Source organism: Pontibacter chitinilyticus, from assembly GCF_039748935.1.
Taxonomy (GTDB): Bacteria; Bacteroidota; Bacteroidia; order Cytophagales; family Hymenobacteraceae; genus Pontibacter; species Pontibacter chitinilyticus.
In genome coordinates this window covers 47,836-62,175 of the sequence record NZ_JBDIZJ010000002.1, presented here as the reverse complement: position 1 = coordinate 62,175, position 14,340 = coordinate 47,836, and the positions used below count along the sequence as shown (strand labels likewise).

The window sequence follows — 14,340 nt, the reverse complement described above, 5'->3', positions numbered from 1 at the left end:
GTATATAATGAATCAGAAAATCAGAATAAAGTTAAAGTCTTACGACCACAATCTGGTAGATAAGTCATCTGAGAAGATCGTGAAGGCTGTAAAAGCTACTGGTGCCATCGTAAGCGGCCCCATTCCGCTTCCAACCGAGAAGGATAAATTTACTGTGCTGCGCTCGCCACACGTAAATAAAAAATCTCGTGAGCAGTTCCAGTTATGCACTTACAAGCGGTTGGTTGATATCTATTCTACCAGCTCTAAAACAGTAGATGCGCTGATGAAGCTGGAGCTTCCTAGCGGCGTGGATGTAGAAATCAAAGTTTGATAAAGCATCTTCAATAAAAAAGGAGGATCAGAAATGGTCCTCCTTTTTTATTTAGTACAACCTTGATAATAAATATTTTAGAGAAAGGTTGCGATAAAAAACTAAATTTCATTAACTTTGCACTCCCTTAGCAAAAGCTGAGGGGTGATAAATTATTGTATCCATCTATTAATAACAAGTTGAATGCCTGGAATTATCGGTAAAAAAATCGGAATGACAAGCCTCTTCACAGCAGATGGTAAATACACTCCTGTTACGCTTATCCAAGCTGGCCCGTGTGTAGTTACTCAGGTGAAGACAGTCGAAACTGATGGCTATGCAGCTGTGCAGCTTGGCTATGGCGAGAAGAAGCTTAAAAGAACGACAAAAGCAGAAGCTGGTCATTTTCAGAAAGCGAACACATCTCCAAAGAAAAAAGTAGCAGAATTTGATGTGGAAGGGGTTTCTTTTAACCTCGGCGACACAGTTGATGCGAATATCTTTGTTGAAGGAGAGTTTATAGATGTTGTAGGAACATCTAAAGGTAAGGGTTTCCAAGGTGTTGTAAAGCGTCACAACTTTGCAGGTGTTGGTGGCCAGACACACGGACAGCACAACCGAGCCAGACACCCTGGTTCAATTGGTGCCTGCTCCTGGCCATCACGCGTGTTTAAAGGCATGCGTATGGCTGGTAGAATGGGCGGTAACAGGGTGAAGATTCAAAACCTGACTGTGGTACGCATTGTGGCAGACAAAAACCTATTAGTAGTTAGTGGCTCTGTACCAGGTGCCAAAAATTCTTACGTGTTAATTGAGAAATAAAATGGAGCTTTCTGTATTCAATATCAAAGGTGAAGATACAGGTAGAAAGGTAACCCTTTCAGATGCGATCTTTGGTGCAGAGCCGAACGAGCATGCCATGTATCTTGACGTAAAGCAGTACCTGGCTAACCAGAGACAAGGTACGCACAAGGCAAAAGAAAGAAATGAGGTTGCCGGATCAACTAAAAAGATCAAGAAGCAAAAAGGTACTGGCGGCGCCCGTGCAGGTAGCTTAAAATCACCTGTGTTTGTGGGTGGTGGCCGTGTATTTGGTCCAAAGCCAAGAAACTATAGCTTTAAGCTGAACAAAAAGACAAAGGTAGTTGCCCGTCTTTCTGCACTTGCTTTGCTGGCCCGCGATAACCGGGTAGCACTTGTTGAGTCTTTCACACTTGATACACCTAAGACGAAAGAGTTCAAAGGCATTTTGAACAACTTGCAGTCTACTGGCAAGACCCTGATGGTGCTGCCAGAGGTAAACAAAAACGTGGTGCTTTCTGGAAGAAACCTTCCGAAACTGAAGATTACGACTGCCTCGGACCTTAATACCTATGACCTGCTTAACACACAAAAACTACTGTTGGTTGAGGAGTCAGTTAATGTTTTAGAAAACCTCTATAGCGCAAAATAATGAACGTACTTAAGAAACCACTGGTAACAGAGAAGTATGCTGCCATGAACGAGGTTGGAAAGTATACTTTTGAGGTGGAGAGAAAAGCCAACAAAGTAGAAATCAAAAAGGCAGTTGAAAAGATGTATGGCGTTACTGTTGAAAAAGTAGCCACCATGCGCACCAACGGCAAAGTAAAGACAAAGTACACCAAATCTGGTGCTGTGTCTGGCCGGACAACTCCTGTGAAAAAGGCAATCGTAACCCTGAAAGAGGGTGATGTAATAGACTTTTATAGCGGCATATAATTAAGTAAAATGGCTTTAAAAAAGTTAAGACCAATAACACCAGGTCAAAGATTTAGAGTAGCCCCTGCTTTTGATGAAGTAACGACTTCTACTCCTGAGAAATCTTTGTTGGCACCTATTAAAAAATCTGGTGGACGTAATGATTCCGGGAAAATGACAATGCGCTATATTGGCGGTGGTCATAAGAAGAAGTACAGAATTATTGACTTCAAAAGAACAAAGCATGGTGTTCCGGCAACCGTGAAGACAATCGAGTATGATCCGAACAGGACTGCGCGAATTGCCTTGGTATACTACGCTGATGGCGAGAAGAGCTATATTATTGCTCCGGCTGGCCTGCAGGTAGGGACAGTGATCACCTCAGGTCCGGGCATAGCTCCGGAAGTAGGCAACTGTTTACCATTGTCTGAAATTCCTCTAGGTACTATCATTCACAACATTGAGCTGCAGCCAAATAGCGGCGCTGTACTGGCACGTAGTGCTGGTTCTTATGCGCAGTTAGTTGCCCGTGAAGGCCGCTATGCTACCATCAAGTTGCCTTCTGGTGAGCTTCGTATGGTGCTGGTGAACTGCTACGCTACTGTTGGTACCGTTTCGAATGGCGACCACATGAACGTAAACCTTGGCAAAGCCGGACGTAACAGATGGTTAGGCAAGCGTCCACGCGTACGTGGTGTTGCCATGAACCCTGTCGATCACCCTATGGGTGGTGGTGAAGGTAAGTCTTCGGGCGGTCACCCACGTTCACGTAAGGGCTTGTATGCGAAAGGTCTGAAAACCCGCAACAAGAATAAGTATTCTGAACAGCTTATAGTTAATAGAGGAAAGAAGAAATAAATGGCTAGATCATTAAAAAAAGGGCCTTATATTGACTATAGGCTCGAGAAGAAAGTAGATGCGATGAACGAGTCTGGTAAAAAGACTGTTATCAAGACCTGGTCTCGCAGATCCATGATTTCCCCGGATTTCGTGGGCCACACATTTGCAGTACACAATGGCAATAAATTTATTCCGGTGTATGTAACGGAGAACATGGTAGGCCATAAACTTGGCGAATTCGCTCCTACCAGGAACTTCAGAGGTCACATTGCTAAAAAAGATAAAGGCAAGCGTTAAAATGGAAGCAATAGCAAAACTGAATAACGTGCCTACCTCTCCTCGCAAGATGAGACTGGTAGCAGGTTTGATACGTGGCAAAAGCGTATCACGAGCACTCGGATTATTGAAGTTCGAGGCCAACTCTGGTGCCGCTAAGCTTGAGAAGCTTCTTTTATCAGCTTTAGCAAACTGGCAGCAGGTGAATGAGGAAGGCAGAATAGAAGATGCCAACTTATACATCAAAGAGATTTTTGTTGATGAAGGAAAAATGCTGAAGCGTCTTCGTCCAGCTCCTCAGGGTCGCGGTCACCGCATCAGGAAGAGATCAAATCATGTGACGTTAGTAATCGACAGCATGACGGAAGAGCAACTCGAGCAGCAATCAAAGAAATCTAAAAAAGCCAAAAAGTAAGAAGTATGGGACAGAAAGTTAATCCAATCGGGTTTAGACTCGGCATTGTTAAGGGTTGGGATTCTAACTGGTATGGCGGCAAAGATTTCGCTGAAAAGCTGATTGAAGACGAGAAGATCAGAAAATATATCCTGGCGCGTATCCCGAAAGGGGGCATTTCTAAAATCATTATTGAGAGAACGCTTAAGCGTATCACCATCACTATCAATACAGCCCGTCCGGGCGTTGTAATTGGTAAAGGCGGAGCGGAAGTTGACAAGATCAAGGAAGAGCTGAAGAAGCTGACCAACAAAGATGTGCAGATTAACATCTTTGAGATCAAACGTCCGGAGCTGGATGCGAAACTGGTAGGTGAATCTATCGCGCAGCAGCTGGCAGCCCGTATCTCTTTCCGTCGTGCCATGAAGCAGGCTATCGCTTCTGCACTGCGTGTAGGTGCTGAAGGTATCAAAGTACAGGTTTCAGGTCGACTTGGCGGTGCTGAAATGGCTCGTACAGAGCACTACAAAGAAGGCAGAACACCGCTTCATACGTTACGTGCTGATATCGACTATGCCTTATCTGAAGCGCAGACCGTGTATGGTAAGTTAGGTATTAAAGTATGGATCTTTAAAGGCGAAGTATACGGCAGGAAAGATCTTACTCCTAACGCCGGACTGGAAAGCGGCAAAGGACCTGGTGCATCATCAGGTGGTGGTAATGACAGACGTGCGGGTGGTGGTAATGACCGCCGCGGTGGCAACCGAAATAAGAAATCGGATGGTGCTGGTGGTGGTGGCCCACGACGCAATAGCAAGCCACGTCAATAATTGTTTGATAACATTATTAGATTTTAGAAAATGTTACAGCCGAAAAGGACAAAATATAGAAAAATGCAAAAAGGCCGCGTGACTGGTCTGGCTCATAGAGGCAGCACCATTTCATTTGGTTCATTTGCAATAAAGTCGCTCGAAGCATCGTGGATCACCAGCCGCCAGATTGAGGCCGCTCGTATCGCCATGACAAGAGCTATGAAAAGGGAGGGTCAAGTATGGATTCGCATATTCCCTGACAAGCCTATCACGAAGAAGCCTGCAGAGGTGCGTATGGGTAAAGGTAAAGGTTCTCCGGAGTATTGGGTAGCCGTGGTAAAGCCAGGTACCATCATGTTTGAGTCAGATGGGGTTTCTTTGGAAGTTGCCAAGGAGTCACTGAGACTAGCTGCGCAAAAGCTTCCTGTAAAATCAAAGTTTGTAGTACGTAGAGATTACGTTGAGAAATAATCATGAAAAATTCAGAAATTAAAGCTTTGTCAGCAGAAGAGCTGGCAGAGAAGCTGAACACTGAGCGCTCCAGCATGCAGACCCTGCGTTTTGCACATGCCATATCTCCGTTGGAGAACCCAATGAAGCTTCGTGAGACGAAGCGTCTGATTGCCCGCCTGAATACGGAAGTGCGTCGTCGTGAAATTGAAGCTAACTCTTAAGACTTATTAGATCATGGAAGAGAGAAATCTAAGAAAAGAAAGAAGTGGTAAGGTTGTTAGCAACAAGATGGACAAATCTATCACAGTATTAGTAGAGAGTAAAATGAAGCACCCGATGTACGGGAAGTTCGTGAACAAATCTACTAAGTTCATGGCGCATGACGAAAAGAACGAATGTAACATCGGTGATGTTGTACGCATTCAGGAAACCCGTCCACTGAGCAAGAATAAGAACTGGCGTTTAGTTGAAATAATAGAGAGGGCTAAATAAAATGATACAGCAGGAATCAAGACTAACTGTAGCAGATAACAGCGGAGCCAAAGAAGTGCTTTGCATCCGTGTGTTAGGCGGAACCGGAAAAAAATACGCCTCTATAGGAGACCGTATTGTAGTAACTGTAAAGTCTGCCCTTTCATCAGGAAACGTTAAAAAAGGAACTGTTTCAAAGGCTGTTGTTGTAAGAACTAAGAAAGAAATCAGAAGAAAAGATGGCTCGTACATCCGTTTCGATGATAATGCTGCTGTTCTGCTCAACGCAAATAATGAGCCGCGTGGTACCCGTATCTTCGGACCAGTTGCCCGCGAACTTCGTGAAAAGCAATTCATGAAAATTGTTTCGTTAGCGCCTGAAGTTCTATAATCCCTAATTCAGATCAAGATGAATAAGAAAAAACTTCACGTAAAAACTGGCGATACGGTAAAAGTAATTGCCGGTGACGAACGCGGTAAGACAGGCCGCATTACTGCTGTTAATGCTGAAAAGCAACGAGTAACTATAGAAGGCTTAAACCTTGTAACAAAGCACAACAAACCAAGTGCTAAGAATCCACAGGGTGGCATCGAAAAAGTAGAAGCTCCTATCCATGCCAGCAATGTAATGTTAGTAGACCCTAAATCAGGTGAAACAACAAAAGCTGCCCGCAGAACCAACAGCGAAGGTAAATCAGAGCGTTATTCTAAAAAGACAGGAGAGGTAATCTAAGATGGCTACTGCAAGATTTAAAGAAAAATATCAGAACGAGGTTGTACCTGCCCTGAAAGAGAAGTTCCAATACAAGAACATTATGCAGGTGCCTAAAATCACTAAGATCTCTATCAACAGAGGTATTGGTGCTGCTGTGGCTGACAAAAAGCTGGTGGATGTAGGTGTTGATGAACTGACAACCATTACAGGACAAAAAGCTGTTCCGACAATTGCCAAAAAATCGGTTTCAAACTTCAAACTTCGTGAAGGCATGCCGATCGGTGCCCGTGTGACACTGAGAGGCCAGCGCATGTATGAGTTCCTGGACCGTTTGTTAACGATTGCGCTTCCACGTGTACGTGACTTTAGAGGTGTAAACGACAAGGGATTTGATGGTCGTGGTAACTATACACTGGGTGTTAAAGAACAGATCATTTTCCCTGAGATCAGTATCGATAAAATAAAGGCAATTACAGGTATGGACATTACCATAGTAACAAACGCCAAAACAGACGAAGAGAGCTTTGAACTGTTAAAAGCATTTGGGATGCCTTTCATCAATAACAAGAAATAACAATGGCAAAGGAATCAGTAAAAGCAAGAGAGCTTAAGAGACAAAAGCTGGTAGCGAAATATGCTACTAAAAGAGCTGAACTTAAAGCCAAAGGAGATTATGAGGCACTCGATAAGCTGCCTCGCAATGCTTCTCCGGTAAGGTTGCATCATCGTTGCCAGCTTTCCGGTAGACCAAGAGGCTACATGCGTAAGTTTGGCATCTCTCGTGTCGTTTTCCGAGAATTGGCTTCAGCAGGTAAAATTCCAGGTGTAACTAAATCGAGCTGGTAATTTTTTCTTAAGGAATTAAGAAAGAAAAAAAGATATTCGTATCTTTGCCGCTCGCTTAAAGTAAGCATTCATTATTTAAGTGATTCATAATGAACTCAGATCCAATAGCAGATTATTTAACTAGGGTGCGTAATGCCATCAAAGCAAACCACAGGATAGTTGAAGTACCATCTAGCAAGATTAAAAAAGATATTACCAAAGTATTGTACGACAAAGGGTACATTCAAAGCTATAAGTTTGATGACTCTTCTGTACAAGGCACGATTAAAATTGCGCTGAAGTATAACCCAAGCACTAAGCAGTCTGCTATTGTGAAATTAGAGCGGGTAAGTAAGCCAGGTCTTCGCAAGTATGCGGGAACCGATAATTTGCCACGTGTTATCAACGGTTTAGGCGTTGCTATTCTGTCTACCTCTAAAGGGGTAATGACAGAGAAAGAAGCAAGAGGCTTGAATGTTGGAGGCGAGGTATTGTGTTACGTTTATTAATAGGAGGGTAGACAATGTCACGTATAGGAAAATTGCCCATCAGCCTGCCTAGTAATATTGAGGTTACAGTAGGCGAAAACAACCTGGTAACTGTTAAAGGTCCTAAAGGTACCCTTTCTACTCCGGTAGATAAGGATATTATCGTAAAGCAGCAGGATGGCCAGATAGTAGTAGAGCGCCCTACTGAGCAGAAGCGACACAAAGCTATGCACGGTCTTTACCGCTCCCTGATCAACAACATGGTTGTTGGTGTTACAGACGGCTACAAAGAGCGTTTGGAACTTGTAGGTGTTGGTTATAAGGCGACCGTACAGGGAAAGGTGTTAGAACTTGCTTTAGGTTATTCTCACAATATCTTTATGGCACTACCTGACGAAGTTTCTGCTACTGCAGTAACAGAAAAAGGTAAAGCTCCGGTAATTACGCTTGAGAGTAATGATAAGCAACTTATTGGCCAGGTTGCAGCAAAAATTAGATCACTGCGCAAAGTCGAGCCTTATAAAGGTAAGGGTATTCGATTTGTTGGTGAAGTTGTACGAAGAAAAGCTGGTAAGACAGCGTCTAAATAATCATCATCATGTCTGCTAACAATAAGATTAAAAGAAGAGTTAGAATTAAGAAAAGTATTCGGAACAAAATTTCCGGTACTGCTGAAAGGCCGAGACTGTCTGTATTTAGAAGCAACCGCTTTATCTACGCGCAGATCATCGACGATACTACTGGTGTGACACTAGCAGCTGCCTCTTCAGCCAAGCTTGATGATGCGAAAGCGAATGTTGAAACTTCTGGTAAAGTTGGACGCGAGATTGCTGAAAAAGCCCTGTCAAAAGGCATCACGCAAGTAGTGTTTGATCGTTCCGGTTATCTGTACCACGGCAAAGTTAAATCATTGGCAGAAGGCGCTCGTGAAGCTGGCCTTAAATTCTAAAGATTATGTTGAAGAACAATATTCGAAGTGTAAAGGCTAGCGAGATCGAACTCAAAGAACGAGTAGTAGCTATTAATCGTGTAGCCAAAGTTGTAAAAGGCGGTAGAAGATTCAGCTTTGCCGCCATTGTGGTGGTAGGTGATGGAAATGGCGTAGTTGGTTATGGCTTAGGTAAAGCTAACGAGGTAACAGACGCAATTGCCAAAGGTATAGATGACGCCAAAAAGAACCTGGTAAAGGTTCCGGTATATCATAGTACTGTGCCCCATGCCATGGAAGGCAAATACTCGGGGGGCTACGTACTTGTAAAGCCAGCTGCTGCTGGTACAGGTGTAATCGCCGGTGGTGCGATGCGTGCCGTACTGGAAAGTGCTGGTATTAAAGACGTACTTTGTAAGTCAAAAGGCTCTTCTAATCCGCACAACGTGGTAAAGGCAACTTTTGATGCACTTGCAAAAATGCGTGATCCATTGGCTGTAGCGCAGCAGCGTGGAGTTAATCTTAACAAAGTATTTAACGGTTAATTGACATGGCTCAGATTACTATCAAACAAATCAAAAGCATTATTGATAAGCCAAAAACTCAGAAGCTAACTATTCAAGCTTTGGGCTTAGGCAAAATCAATAAATCAGTAACTGTTGAAAATACTCCGCAGATTGCTGGTATGGTAAAAAAGGTTCAACACCTCATTGAGGTAAACAATATCTAACATGTATCTAAGTACATTAAAACCAGCTGAAGGTTCTGTTAAAAACAGAAAAAGAATAGGCAGAGGTACTGGTTCTGGTAGAGGTGGTACTTCTACAAGAGGCCACAAAGGTGCTAAATCCCGTTCCGGCTATTCACAAAAATCAGGTTTCGAAGGTGGCCAGATGCCATTGCAGCGCCGTGTTCCTAAATATGGCTTTAAGAACATCAACAGAGTAGAGTATAAAGGTATCAATTTAGATACTTTAGGATCATTGGTAGCTTCTACAAATGAGACTGTGCTCAACTTTGATTTCTTCAAAGCACACGGACTGGTGTCAAAGAATGATAAAGTTAAAATTTTAGGTAGAGGCGAATTGAACAAAGCTGTAGAAGTACATGCACATGCTTTTTCAGGCGCAGCAACTACATCTATAGAAAAGGCAGGCGGTAAAACAGTTGCTATCTAATTTATATGAAGAAGCTTATAACAACTTTTAAGAACATCTTTGCTATTGACGACCTTCGTGTTCGCATTCTGAACACGCTCCTGTTCATAGCTGTTTTCCGTTTAGGTTCTTATGTTGTTCTTCCAGGTGTTGACCCCAATCAACTAATTGCTAAGACAGGTGGCCTGTTTGGGCTATTGGATACTTTCTTAGGAGGTGCATTTAGCCATGCATCTATCTTTGCATTGGGTATCATGCCATATATATCAGCTTCTATCGTATTGCAGCTTTTAACTATTGCTGTTCCGTATTTCCAAAAGATGCAGAAGGAGGGTGAAACTGGTAGAAATAAGATCAACCAGATCACCCGAGTTCTTACCATTATTATTACACTGGCACAGTCAATAGGATTTGTTGCCACAATTAATGCGGAAGCCATTACCATCAATACTACTCTTTTCACAATCACTTCGATGATTGTGCTTACTTCAGGCACTATCTTCTGTATGTGGCTAGGCGAAAAGATCACGGATAAAGGTATCGGCAACGGTATTTCCATGCTGATCATGATCGGTATTGTTTCACGCTTTCCTGGAGCCATTATTGGTGAGTTCGCCTCACGACAGTTAGGCGGCATGCTGCTATTCCTTTTCGAATTGGTGGTTCTTTTCTTTGTAGTGATGTCGGTTGTAATGCTGACGCAGGCTGTACGCAAAATTCCTGTGCAGTATGCAAAGCAGGTAGGTGGCAGCTCCATGTATAGTGGCCAGCGACAATTTATACCCTTAAAGGTGAATGCTGCTGGAGTAATGCCTATCATTTTTGCACAATCGCTGATGTTCTTGCCTTCTATGATCGCATCAATATGGGCAAAGCAAAGCGATACTGCGAACTACATCGGCTCTACTTTCTCGGATTTTACATCGTGGCAGTATAACCTGACATTTGGTTTGATGATTCTGATCTTCACGTATTTCTATACTGCAATCAGTGTTAACCCAAATCAGATAGCAGATGATCTGAAGCGTAGTGGGGGCTTTGTGCCTGGTGTAAAACCAGGAAGAGCTACTTCAGAGTATATTGATTCTATCTTAACGCGCATCACATTGCCTGGTGCCATTTACTTGGCTTTTGTAGCTATTTTCCCTTCAATCGCGCTGTTGTTTGGCGTAACCCGTCAGTTCTCACAGTTTTTTGGAGGTACCTCCCTCATAATCATGGTGGGTGTTGTACTGGATACGCTGCAGCAAGTGGAGAGCTACTTATTAATGAGACATTATGATGGCATGATGAAGACGGGTAAGCTCAGAGGCCGCACCGAAAACATCGCTGTTATATCCCAATAAATGATCTATTACAAGACGGAAGAAGAAATTGAGCTAATTCGCCAGAGTGCTTTAATCTTAGGTAAAGCACATGGCGAAATTGCTCGTCTTATAAAAGAAGGAGTACAGACTTCAACGCTGGACAAACGAGCAGAAGAGTTTATCCGTGATCATGGTGGTGAACCTTCTTTCAAAGGTTACAATGGTTTTCCTTATAGCCTCTGCATCTCCGTCAACTCCACTGTAGTGCATGGCATGCCCGGTAGCTATACTTTGAACAATGGAGACATAATTTCTGTTGATGGGGGAGTATACTATAAAGGCTTTCACAGCGACAGTGCTTATACCCATGCTGTTGGGGAGGTAACCGAAGAAGTGCAAAAGCTTCTGGAGGTTACGAAAGAATCCCTTTACGAAGGTATAGCCAAAGCAAATGTCGGTAACCGCATGGGTGATGTAAGCCAGGCAGTACAGCAGCATGCAGAAAAGAATGGTTTTAGCATTGTTCGGGAACTGGTAGGGCATGGTGTTGGCCAAAGCCTGCACGAAGCGCCTGAAGTACCAAACTATGGTAAAAGAGGCCAGGGAGTAAAACTACAGGAAGGGCTTGTAATCGCAATAGAGCCTATGGTTAACTTAGGTACTAAGAATATTGTGCAGGAGAAGGATGGATGGACGATCAGAACACGTGATAACAAACCATCAGCCCATTTTGAACATACAGTGGTTGTGCGGAAGGATAAGGCAGAAATTTTAACAACTTTTGAATATATAGAACAAGCTAAACAACAATAAATGGCGAAACAGTCATCTATCGAACAAGACGGAACAATTATTGAAGCCCTTTCGAATGCAATGTTCCGTGTGGAGCTTGAAAATGGACATCAGGTGGTTGCTCACATCTCTGGAAAAATGCGGATGCATTATATAAAGATCCTTCCGGGAGACAGAGTAAAGTTAGAAATGTCACCTTATGACTTAACTAAAGGCAGAATTGTGTATCGATATAAATAAATACAATGAAAGTTAAAGCATCAGTAAAAAAGAGAAGTGCTGATTGTAAAGTGATCCGCCGCAAGGGGAAGCTTTATGTAATCAACAAGAAGAACCCAAGGTATAAACAAAGACAAGGTTAATTTTAAAGTATGGCTAGAATAGCAGGAGTAGATATTCCGGATAACAAACGTGGCGAAATCGCTTTAACGTACATCTTTGGCATAGGACGTAATTTGTCTGTGTCTATTTTGAACAAAGCCGGAGTGGATCTTGACAAAAAGGTGAAAGACTGGACAGAAGATGAAGCCAGTGAGATCAGAAATATTATTGCCTCTGACCATAAAACGGAAGGTGTTTTAAGATCTGAAGTGCAATTGCACATCAAACGATTGATGGACATCGGTAGCTACCGCGGTTTAAGACACCGTAAAGGCTTGCCGGTTCGTGGACAGCGTACAAAGAACAACTCACGCACCAGAAAAGGTAAGCGTAAGACTGTTGCTAACAAGAAGAAGGCTACTAAATAATTTTTGATCATGGCTCAGAAAAGAAAAGATAAAGCTAAAAAGCGTGTCGTAGTTGTTGAATCAACTGGTCAGGTACACATTAAAGCTTCTTTCAATAATATCATTATCTCAATAACCAACAATGCAGGTCAGGTAATTTCTTGGGCTTCTGCTGGTAAAATGGGTTTTAAAGGTTCTAAAAAGAACACTCCTTACGCTGCCCAAATGGCTGCTTCTGATTGTGCAAAAGTTGCCCATGATCTGGGAATGCGCAAAGCAGAGGTGTTTGTTAAAGGCCCTGGTGCAGGTAGAGAGTCCGCCATCCGTACTGTGCAAAATTCTGGCATCGAAGTAACAACTATTAAAGATGTTACGCCGCTTCCTCACAACGGATGTCGTCCTCCTAAACGCAGAAGAGTTTAATTTATCTTATTTGACTGAATAAATTATGGCAAGATATACTGGTCCTAAAAGCAAAATCTCCCGACGTTTCAATGAAGAGATTTTTGGTCCAAGCAAAGCATTAAAAAAGAAAAGCTACCCTCCTGGGCAGCACGGTCGCGGCCGACGCAAGAAGCAGTCTGAATATGCTATTCAGCTTGCTGAAAAGCAAAAAGCGAAGTTTATATATGGTGTTTTAGAAAAGCAGTTTGCAAACCTGTTTGACAAAGCACATAGCAAAGGTGGTATTACAGGTGAAACGCTGTTGGCTCTTTTGGAGTCCCGGCTTGATAACACTGTTTACAGATTAGGTATTGCTCCGACAAGACGTTCTGCTCGTCAGCTTGTTCTGCACAAACACATTCTGGTTAACGGTGAGTTGGTAAACATACCTTCTTACAGCTTAAAGCCAGGTGATGTGGTAGGTGTTAGAGAGAAGTCAAAGTCTTTGGAAGCGATCACAACCAGCTTGAGCGTGCGTAATGCGCGTCAGTTTAACTGGTTAGAGTGGGATGCGACTGAAATGGCTGGCAAGTTTGTATCTGCGCCTGAGCGCGATCAGATTCCTGAGAAAATTCAGGAGCAGTTAATCGTCGAGCTTTACTCTAAGTAAGCAGCTTAATCAATTTTTAACCTTTAACACTGCAAGTATGTCAATATTAGCATTTCAAATGCCAGAGAAGGTTGTCATGGAAAAAGCTGACGACTTTCATGGGCTATTTGAATTCAAGCCGCTTGAAAAAGGTTACGGCGTAACCATCGGTAATGCGCTGCGCAGAATTTTATTGTCCTCTCTGGAAGGATATGCCATTACGAGCGTTCGCATACCTGGTGTACTGCACGAGTTTTCGTCTGTTGAAGGCGTGGTGGAGGATATCTCTGACATTATTCTGAACCTGAAAATGGTTCGCTTCAGGAAACTGGGCGAAGTAATTGATGATAAGATCACTGTTTCCCTTTCTGGTCAGGATACCTTTACTGCTGGTGATATCGATAAGTTTACCTCGAGCTTTGAGGTGCTGAACCCGGAGTTGGTAATCTGCCACATGGACAAGAACTTGACCCTGGAAGTGGAGTTAACACTTCAGAAGGGTCGTGGATATGTTCCGGCAGAAGAGAACAAGCAAGGTGATCAGGTTTTTGGCCTCATCAACATCGATGCGATCTTTACGCCTATCAAGAACGTGAAGTTCAGTGTTGAGAACACGCGTGTAGAGCAGAAGACGGACTATGAGAAACTGGTGCTTGACATACAGACTGATGGTTCTATTCACCCGGAAGATGCTCTGAAAGGTGCTGCCAATATCCTGATCCAACATTTCATGTTGTTCTCTGACAACACGATGACATTCGAGACTGCCAAGCCTGAAGAAGAGGAGGCTGTGGATGAAGAACTGCTGCACATGCGCAAAGTTCTGAAAACATCGCTGCAGGACATGGACCTTTCAGTTAGAGCTTACAACTGCTTAAAGGCTGCTGATATCAAAACACTCGGCGATCTGGTGCAGCTGGACATCTCGGACATGATGAAATTCCGTAACTTTGGTAAAAAGTCTTTGACCGAGTTGGAAAACCTGGTGCAGGAGAAAGGCTTAACTTTCGGTATGGACCTTTCTAAGTATAAATTAGAAGAAGATTAATAATCCTACGGCATAATTCCCGATCCCGTAACCGGTTGATCGACGGTATGCACGTGCACAAT

Annotated in this window: 29 protein-coding genes; all 29 read left to right on the top strand. The window is 43.2% G+C overall.

The window, feature by feature from the left end; genetic code table 11:
• The first annotated feature begins 7 nt into the window (after positions 1 to 7).
• Positions 8 to 313: a 30S ribosomal protein S10 gene (rpsJ, locus tag ABDW72_RS03840; protein WP_007654312.1), complete on the top strand. Its 306-nt coding sequence runs from the start codon at positions 8 to 10 to the stop codon at positions 311 to 313.
• A gap of 183 nt (positions 314 to 496) precedes the next feature.
• Positions 497 to 1,114 carry a 50S ribosomal protein L3 gene (rplC, locus tag ABDW72_RS03835; RefSeq protein ID WP_347157141.1) on the top strand — a complete coding sequence of 206 codons (618 nt, stop codon included), beginning with the start codon at positions 497 to 499 and terminating at the stop codon, positions 1,112 to 1,114.
• Position 1,115: 1 nt separating this feature from the next.
• Entirely contained in the window at positions 1,116 to 1,745 is a 630-nt protein-coding gene (gene rplD, locus ABDW72_RS03830; protein WP_347157140.1) for a 50S ribosomal protein L4, read from the top strand.
• Complete coding sequence (gene rplW, locus ABDW72_RS03825; protein WP_347157139.1) at positions 1,745 to 2,032, top strand: 50S ribosomal protein L23; 288 nt, start codon at positions 1,745 to 1,747, stop codon at positions 2,030 to 2,032. The genes rplD and rplW overlap by 1 nt, the downstream gene beginning before the upstream one ends.
• Positions 2,033 to 2,041: 9 nt before the next feature.
• Positions 2,042 to 2,869, top strand: coding sequence for a 50S ribosomal protein L2 (gene rplB / locus ABDW72_RS03820; protein ID WP_347157138.1), 828 nt, complete (start codon positions 2,042 to 2,044; stop codon positions 2,867 to 2,869).
• Positions 2,870 to 3,148 carry a 30S ribosomal protein S19 gene (gene rpsS / locus ABDW72_RS03815; RefSeq protein WP_196265841.1) on the top strand — a complete coding sequence of 93 codons (279 nt, stop codon included), beginning with the start codon at positions 2,870 to 2,872 and terminating at the stop codon, positions 3,146 to 3,148.
• 1 nt (position 3,149) lies between these two features.
• On the top strand, positions 3,150 to 3,542 hold the full coding sequence (gene rplV, locus ABDW72_RS03810) for a 50S ribosomal protein L22 (RefSeq protein WP_347157137.1): 393 nt from the start codon (positions 3,150 to 3,152) through the stop codon (positions 3,540 to 3,542).
• 5 nt (positions 3,543 to 3,547) lie between these two features.
• Positions 3,548 to 4,351, top strand: coding sequence for a 30S ribosomal protein S3 (rpsC, locus tag ABDW72_RS03805; protein WP_347157136.1), 804 nt, complete (start codon positions 3,548 to 3,550; stop codon positions 4,349 to 4,351).
• A 30-nt stretch (positions 4,352 to 4,381) separates the two neighbouring features.
• Complete coding sequence (gene rplP, locus ABDW72_RS03800; protein ID WP_347157135.1) at positions 4,382 to 4,804, top strand: 50S ribosomal protein L16; 423 nt, start codon at positions 4,382 to 4,384, stop codon at positions 4,802 to 4,804.
• A gap of 2 nt (positions 4,805 to 4,806) precedes the next feature.
• The gene (rpmC, locus tag ABDW72_RS03795) at positions 4,807 to 5,007 is read left to right on the top strand and encodes a 50S ribosomal protein L29 (RefSeq protein WP_347157134.1); all 201 of its coding nucleotides are present in this window, start codon (positions 4,807 to 4,809) and stop codon (positions 5,005 to 5,007) included.
• 13 nt (positions 5,008 to 5,020) lie between these two features.
• The gene (gene rpsQ / locus ABDW72_RS03790) at positions 5,021 to 5,278 is read left to right on the top strand and encodes a 30S ribosomal protein S17 (protein ID WP_347157133.1); all 258 of its coding nucleotides are present in this window, start codon (positions 5,021 to 5,023) and stop codon (positions 5,276 to 5,278) included.
• A gap of 1 nt (position 5,279) precedes the next feature.
• Entirely contained in the window at positions 5,280 to 5,648 is a 369-nt protein-coding gene (gene rplN, locus ABDW72_RS03785; protein ID WP_242923647.1) for a 50S ribosomal protein L14, read from the top strand.
• An 18-nt stretch (positions 5,649 to 5,666) separates the two neighbouring features.
• Positions 5,667 to 5,990: a 50S ribosomal protein L24 gene (gene rplX / locus ABDW72_RS03780; protein ID WP_347157132.1), complete on the top strand. Its 324-nt coding sequence runs from the start codon at positions 5,667 to 5,669 to the stop codon at positions 5,988 to 5,990.
• A 1-nt stretch (position 5,991) separates the two neighbouring features.
• Positions 5,992 to 6,546 carry a 50S ribosomal protein L5 gene (rplE, locus tag ABDW72_RS03775; protein WP_347157131.1) on the top strand — a complete coding sequence of 185 codons (555 nt, stop codon included), beginning with the start codon at positions 5,992 to 5,994 and terminating at the stop codon, positions 6,544 to 6,546.
• Positions 6,547 to 6,548: 2 nt separating this feature from the next.
• Positions 6,549 to 6,818, top strand: a complete 270-nt coding sequence (rpsN, locus tag ABDW72_RS03770; protein ID WP_347157130.1) for a 30S ribosomal protein S14 — start codon at positions 6,549 to 6,551, stop codon at positions 6,816 to 6,818.
• An 89-nt stretch (positions 6,819 to 6,907) separates the two neighbouring features.
• Positions 6,908 to 7,306 (top strand): 30S ribosomal protein S8, encoded by a 399-nt coding sequence (rpsH, locus tag ABDW72_RS03765; protein ID WP_347157129.1) that lies wholly within the window; start codon positions 6,908 to 6,910, stop codon positions 7,304 to 7,306.
• A gap of 14 nt (positions 7,307 to 7,320) precedes the next feature.
• A complete protein-coding gene (gene rplF / locus ABDW72_RS03760) occupies positions 7,321 to 7,875 on the top strand; it encodes a 50S ribosomal protein L6 (RefSeq protein WP_347157128.1) in 555 nt (184 codons plus the stop codon).
• Between the two features lie 8 nt (positions 7,876 to 7,883).
• Positions 7,884 to 8,234 carry a 50S ribosomal protein L18 gene (gene rplR, locus ABDW72_RS03755; RefSeq protein WP_347157127.1) on the top strand — a complete coding sequence of 117 codons (351 nt, stop codon included), beginning with the start codon at positions 7,884 to 7,886 and terminating at the stop codon, positions 8,232 to 8,234.
• A gap of 5 nt (positions 8,235 to 8,239) precedes the next feature.
• Entirely contained in the window at positions 8,240 to 8,758 is a 519-nt protein-coding gene (gene rpsE, locus ABDW72_RS03750; RefSeq protein WP_347157126.1) for a 30S ribosomal protein S5, read from the top strand.
• A 5-nt stretch (positions 8,759 to 8,763) separates the two neighbouring features.
• The gene (gene rpmD, locus ABDW72_RS03745; protein ID WP_347157125.1) at positions 8,764 to 8,943 is read left to right on the top strand and encodes a 50S ribosomal protein L30; all 180 of its coding nucleotides are present in this window, start codon (positions 8,764 to 8,766) and stop codon (positions 8,941 to 8,943) included.
• A 1-nt stretch (position 8,944) separates the two neighbouring features.
• On the top strand, positions 8,945 to 9,391 hold the full coding sequence (rplO, locus tag ABDW72_RS03740; protein WP_347157124.1) for a 50S ribosomal protein L15: 447 nt from the start codon (positions 8,945 to 8,947) through the stop codon (positions 9,389 to 9,391).
• A 5-nt stretch (positions 9,392 to 9,396) separates the two neighbouring features.
• A complete protein-coding gene (secY, locus tag ABDW72_RS03735; protein WP_347157123.1) occupies positions 9,397 to 10,716 on the top strand; it encodes a preprotein translocase subunit SecY in 1,320 nt (439 codons plus the stop codon).
• Positions 10,717 to 11,490: a type I methionyl aminopeptidase gene (map, locus tag ABDW72_RS03730; RefSeq protein ID WP_347157122.1), complete on the top strand. Its 774-nt coding sequence runs from the start codon at positions 10,717 to 10,719 to the stop codon at positions 11,488 to 11,490. It abuts the gene before it with no gap.
• Positions 11,491 to 11,709 (top strand): translation initiation factor IF-1, encoded by a 219-nt coding sequence (infA, locus tag ABDW72_RS03725; RefSeq protein ID WP_115565614.1) that lies wholly within the window; start codon positions 11,491 to 11,493, stop codon positions 11,707 to 11,709.
• Positions 11,710 to 11,714: 5 nt separating this feature from the next.
• Positions 11,715 to 11,831, top strand: coding sequence for a type B 50S ribosomal protein L36 (gene ykgO, locus ABDW72_RS03720; protein WP_034256541.1), 117 nt, complete (start codon positions 11,715 to 11,717; stop codon positions 11,829 to 11,831).
• A 9-nt stretch (positions 11,832 to 11,840) separates the two neighbouring features.
• Entirely contained in the window at positions 11,841 to 12,218 is a 378-nt protein-coding gene (gene rpsM, locus ABDW72_RS03715; protein WP_347157121.1) for a 30S ribosomal protein S13, read from the top strand.
• Between the two features lie 9 nt (positions 12,219 to 12,227).
• Positions 12,228 to 12,620 carry a 30S ribosomal protein S11 gene (gene rpsK, locus ABDW72_RS03710; RefSeq protein WP_114778264.1) on the top strand — a complete coding sequence of 131 codons (393 nt, stop codon included), beginning with the start codon at positions 12,228 to 12,230 and terminating at the stop codon, positions 12,618 to 12,620.
• 25 nt (positions 12,621 to 12,645) lie between these two features.
• Complete coding sequence (gene rpsD / locus ABDW72_RS03705) at positions 12,646 to 13,251, top strand: 30S ribosomal protein S4 (RefSeq protein WP_347157120.1); 606 nt, start codon at positions 12,646 to 12,648, stop codon at positions 13,249 to 13,251.
• 37 nt (positions 13,252 to 13,288) lie between these two features.
• Positions 13,289 to 14,278, top strand: coding sequence for a DNA-directed RNA polymerase subunit alpha (locus ABDW72_RS03700; RefSeq protein ID WP_347157119.1), 990 nt, complete (start codon positions 13,289 to 13,291; stop codon positions 14,276 to 14,278).
• The last annotated feature ends 62 nt before the right edge of the window (positions 14,279 to 14,340 follow it).

Bases quoted from the DNA above. Each gene is read 5' to 3' on its own strand.
- map (WP_347157122.1), top strand. From the start codon at position 10,717: ATGATCTATTACAAGACGGAAGAAGAAATTGAGCTAATTCGCCAGAGT.
- ykgO (WP_034256541.1), top strand. From the start codon at position 11,715: ATGAAAGTTAAAGCATCAGTAAAAAAGAGAAGTGCTGATTGTAAAGTG.
- rplF (WP_347157128.1), top strand. From the start codon at position 7,321: ATGTCACGTATAGGAAAATTGCCCATCAGCCTGCCTAGTAATATTGAG.
- rpsK (WP_114778264.1), top strand. From the start codon at position 12,228: ATGGCTCAGAAAAGAAAAGATAAAGCTAAAAAGCGTGTCGTAGTTGTT.
- rplX (WP_347157132.1), top strand. From the start codon at position 5,667: ATGAATAAGAAAAAACTTCACGTAAAAACTGGCGATACGGTAAAAGTA.
- rplO (WP_347157124.1), top strand. From the start codon at position 8,945: ATGTATCTAAGTACATTAAAACCAGCTGAAGGTTCTGTTAAAAACAGA.
- rplV (WP_347157137.1), top strand. From the start codon at position 3,150: ATGGAAGCAATAGCAAAACTGAATAACGTGCCTACCTCTCCTCGCAAG.
- rplR (WP_347157127.1), top strand. From the start codon at position 7,884: ATGTCTGCTAACAATAAGATTAAAAGAAGAGTTAGAATTAAGAAAAGT.
- infA (WP_115565614.1), top strand. From the start codon at position 11,491: ATGGCGAAACAGTCATCTATCGAACAAGACGGAACAATTATTGAAGCC.
- secY (WP_347157123.1), top strand. From the start codon at position 9,397: ATGAAGAAGCTTATAACAACTTTTAAGAACATCTTTGCTATTGACGAC.
- rpsD (WP_347157120.1), top strand. From the start codon at position 12,646: ATGGCAAGATATACTGGTCCTAAAAGCAAAATCTCCCGACGTTTCAAT.
- ABDW72_RS03700 (WP_347157119.1), top strand. From the start codon at position 13,289: ATGTCAATATTAGCATTTCAAATGCCAGAGAAGGTTGTCATGGAAAAA.
- rpsS (WP_196265841.1), top strand. From the start codon at position 2,870: ATGGCTAGATCATTAAAAAAAGGGCCTTATATTGACTATAGGCTCGAG.
- rpsQ (WP_347157133.1), top strand. From the start codon at position 5,021: ATGGAAGAGAGAAATCTAAGAAAAGAAAGAAGTGGTAAGGTTGTTAGC.
- rplW (WP_347157139.1), top strand. From the start codon at position 1,745: ATGAACGTACTTAAGAAACCACTGGTAACAGAGAAGTATGCTGCCATG.
- rplC (WP_347157141.1), top strand. From the start codon at position 497: ATGCCTGGAATTATCGGTAAAAAAATCGGAATGACAAGCCTCTTCACA.
- rpsN (WP_347157130.1), top strand. From the start codon at position 6,549: ATGGCAAAGGAATCAGTAAAAGCAAGAGAGCTTAAGAGACAAAAGCTG.
- rpmD (WP_347157125.1), top strand. From the start codon at position 8,764: ATGGCTCAGATTACTATCAAACAAATCAAAAGCATTATTGATAAGCCA.
- rplN (WP_242923647.1), top strand. From the start codon at position 5,280: ATGATACAGCAGGAATCAAGACTAACTGTAGCAGATAACAGCGGAGCC.
- rpsE (WP_347157126.1), top strand. From the start codon at position 8,240: ATGTTGAAGAACAATATTCGAAGTGTAAAGGCTAGCGAGATCGAACTC.
- rplB (WP_347157138.1), top strand. From the start codon at position 2,042: ATGGCTTTAAAAAAGTTAAGACCAATAACACCAGGTCAAAGATTTAGA.
- rpsM (WP_347157121.1), top strand. From the start codon at position 11,841: ATGGCTAGAATAGCAGGAGTAGATATTCCGGATAACAAACGTGGCGAA.
- rplE (WP_347157131.1), top strand. From the start codon at position 5,992: ATGGCTACTGCAAGATTTAAAGAAAAATATCAGAACGAGGTTGTACCT.
- rplD (WP_347157140.1), top strand. From the start codon at position 1,116: ATGGAGCTTTCTGTATTCAATATCAAAGGTGAAGATACAGGTAGAAAG.
- rpsC (WP_347157136.1), top strand. From the start codon at position 3,548: ATGGGACAGAAAGTTAATCCAATCGGGTTTAGACTCGGCATTGTTAAG.
- rplP (WP_347157135.1), top strand. From the start codon at position 4,382: ATGTTACAGCCGAAAAGGACAAAATATAGAAAAATGCAAAAAGGCCGC.
- rpsJ (WP_007654312.1), top strand. From the start codon at position 8: ATGAATCAGAAAATCAGAATAAAGTTAAAGTCTTACGACCACAATCTG.
- rpsH (WP_347157129.1), top strand. From the start codon at position 6,908: ATGAACTCAGATCCAATAGCAGATTATTTAACTAGGGTGCGTAATGCC.
- rpmC (WP_347157134.1), top strand. From the start codon at position 4,807: ATGAAAAATTCAGAAATTAAAGCTTTGTCAGCAGAAGAGCTGGCAGAG.